The sequence below is a fragment of the Rhodococcus zopfii NBRC 100606 = JCM 9919 genome (genome assembly GCF_001895025.1).
Classification (GTDB): Bacteria; Actinomycetota; Actinomycetes; order Mycobacteriales; family Mycobacteriaceae; genus Rhodococcus; species Rhodococcus zopfii.
Genome location: NZ_BCXI01000118.1, coordinates 1 through 1,304 on the forward strand (window position 1 = coordinate 1; position 1,304 = coordinate 1,304).

At 66.7% G+C, this 1,304-nt stretch carries 1 protein-coding gene; it reads left to right on the forward strand.

The features are described from left to right. The first annotated feature begins 174 nt into the window (after positions 1-174). Positions 175-1,272, forward strand: a complete 1,098-nt coding sequence (locus RZ1_RS29375; RefSeq protein ID WP_072816466.1) for an ISAs1 family transposase — start codon at positions 175-177, stop codon at positions 1,270-1,272. Positions 1,273-1,304 lie beyond the last annotated feature (32 nt).

Genomic DNA, 1,304 nt, shown 5'->3' on the forward strand with positions numbered 1-1,304 from the left:
CCCAGGGCCCCGGCAAAGTCGTGAGTGATGCGCGATGAGCTGCGGTTTCGGGTGGGATGACGCCGGATCGGGGGGCGCAGATCAGGGCGGGCACGACCGTCTCGGCGATGATTCAAGTTCCTACACCAGCACCACAACCAGGAACGAGTCGTGCCCGCAGTCCCATCTTCTCCCATGCCCACCCGAGTGTCCGACACCGGGATCCTCGAGGTACTCGGTCAGGTACCCGATCCACGAGCCCGGCGCGGGGTCCGGCACCGGCTCACCGCAATCCTGGCCGTGACACTGGCTGCGGTGTGCGCCGGTGCGAGATCGTTCACCGCGATCGCCGAATGGGCCGCCGACGCGCCGGCCGAAGCCCTCGGGAGACTCGGGGTGGCCGCCCCGGTGCCATCCGAGTCGACGATCCGCCGCACACTCGGACGTGTCGATGCGGCCGTGTTGGACCAGGTCATCGGCGTGTGGGCATGGTTGCGGACCCGGGTGGTCGATGGCCGCCGGGTGATCGCCGTCGACGGCAAAACCCTGCGCGGGGCGAAGGACACCGCCGGACATCTCACCCATCTGCTCGCGGCGCTCGACCACGGCAGCGGAGTCGTGCTCGGGCAGGTCGAGGTCGGCGCGAAAACCAACGAGATCCCGCTGATCACCGACCTGCTCGGCATGCTGGACCTCACCGATGTGGTCGTCACCGCGGATGCCTTGCACTGTCAGCGAGCGACCGCCGAGTACATCGTGGGCCGCGGCGGGCATTACGTGTTCACGGTGAAGAACAACCAGCGTGCTCTACGGAACCTGTTGAAAGCGTTGCCCTGGAATGAAATTCCGGTCTCCTCGTCGATCGCAGGATCTGGTCACGGGCGACTCGAACGTCGCACGGTCAAGGCCACCGAAGTCGGTGCCGGACTTGGATTCCCGCACGCGACGCAGGTGTTGCAGGTCCGCCGCACCGTCACCCGGAACGGCCGCAAGAGCGTCGAGATCGTCTACCTGATCACCTCGATGCCCATGACCGCCGCAGCTCCGACGCAGATCGCGACCTGGATCCGTGGACATTGGGGCATCGAGACCCGGCTCCACTGGGTCCGGGACGTCACCTTCGACGAGGACCGCTCCACCATCCGCACCGGCACCGGCCCACAGGTCATGGCTGCCATCCGAAACACCGCCATCAGCATCCTGCGACTGGCCGGCCACACCAGCATCGCCGTGGGATTACGGCACCACAGCCGTGACCCACACCGGCCGATCGATCTACTTCATGCCGCCTGACATGCAGCTATGCGACTTTGCCGGGGCCCTGG

Bases quoted from the DNA above. Each gene is read 5' to 3' on its own strand.
- RZ1_RS29375 (WP_072816466.1), top strand. From the start codon at position 175: ATGCCCACCCGAGTGTCCGACACCGGGATCCTCGAGGTACTCGGTCAG.